General features: G+C 45.5%; 1 protein-coding gene. It reads left to right on the top strand.

The window, feature by feature from the left end:
- Positions 1-96: 96 nt before the first annotated feature.
- Positions 97-1,113, top strand: a complete 1,017-nt coding sequence (locus CBX96_RS21380) for an IS110 family transposase (protein WP_109287995.1) — start codon at positions 97-99, stop codon at positions 1,111-1,113.
- The last annotated feature ends 268 nt before the right edge of the window (positions 1,114-1,381 follow it).

The raw sequence follows: 1,381 nt of genomic DNA, 5'->3' as shown, positions 1-1,381 counted from the left end.
CATGGATAATGGAATGGACCCATCCACTTTAAATCGGCCTCGCAATGGGCCACGATGTAGTCGCTAAAACTCATCAGAAAGAGGACGGGTCCACCTATGAAGATTACTACAATCGGTTTAGATATCGCAAAGTCTGTTTTTCATGCTGTTGGTGTCGATAAAGCAGGTAAGTTAATTAAAAAGAAAATGCTTAGACGCAAAGACTTGCTTCCCTTTCTCGCTCAAATTGAGCCTTGTCTGATTGTGATGGAAGCCTGCAGTGGCGCAAATTACTGGGCCAGAGAATTTGAGCTGTTGGGCCACAGCGTCAAGTTAATTGCTCCTCAATTTGTCGTGCCTTTTCGGCAAGGTAACAAAAATGACTACAACGATGCCTTAGCCATCGCCGAAGCTGCGCAGCGACCCAATATGCGATTTGTAAAACCCAAAAGCGTCGAGCAGCAAGATGTGCAACTGCTCCACAGAATGCGCGAACGATTAACTAAGCAATCAACTGCCTTAATCAACCAAGTGCGAGGCATGTTAGCAGAATACGGCATCGTGATAGCCAAAAGTAAATCGGCTTTTAAAGTACAGTTCCCAGATATTTTAGCGGATGAAACCAATGCGCTGACCACCAAAGGTCGGGCCATTTTTTATCAGTTATATGAAGAGTTTAGTGATATAGAAAAACGGCTTAAGGGTTGTGATGCCAAAGTACTCACTGAAACTAAAAACAATGTGATTTGCCAGCGTTTAGAGACTATCCCAGGTATTGGTCCTGTCACCGCTACCGCCTTTTATGCCGCCGCCGGTGATGGTAAAGATTTCACTAATGGTAGGCACTTTTCAGCTTGGTGTGGCTTGGTTCCCAAGCAACACAGCAGTGGAGGTAAAGACAACCTCCTTGGAATAAGCAAACGGGGAAATGCGTATTTACGCACCCTGTTCATTCACGGCGCCAGAGCGGTGTTGCAACACAGCCAGAATAAGCAAGATAAGTTTAGTTGCTGGGCAATCCAGTTAGCAGAGCGCCGAGGCTTTAACCGAGCCTGTGTGGCCGTCGCCAATAAACTCGCCAGAATGGCATGGGTTATCGCGGCACATGACGAAGAATATCGACTTCCAGTATAGTGCTGAATAGATACAATAAACGTTAATAATTAACCAACCAGTAAGTTGCTAAGACACTTGAATTGATGATGAGACAGTCAGACTGATCTACTGAAAACCTTAGTCGGGCATAGGCTCATAATGAAGCCGCAAGGATGATAAGGGCAGTAGAAGCAGATATCCATCAGGGCCAGAGAGATCCCTCAACAACAGGCCGGATATATGGGTGCAATGAACTCTTCTCAAAATCGCTATCGAATGTCTTGCAAACCGGATGGGTCCATATATG

Source organism: Shewanella sp. BC20, from assembly GCF_003129585.1.
GTDB lineage: Bacteria > Pseudomonadota > Gammaproteobacteria > Enterobacterales > Shewanellaceae > Shewanella > Shewanella seohaensis.
Note: the sequence above shows the minus strand (reverse complement) of the source record. Positions and strands in the feature narration are given on the sequence as shown.

Bases quoted from the DNA above. Each gene is read 5' to 3' on its own strand.
- CBX96_RS21380 (WP_109287995.1), top strand. From the start codon at position 97: ATGAAGATTACTACAATCGGTTTAGATATCGCAAAGTCTGTTTTTCAT.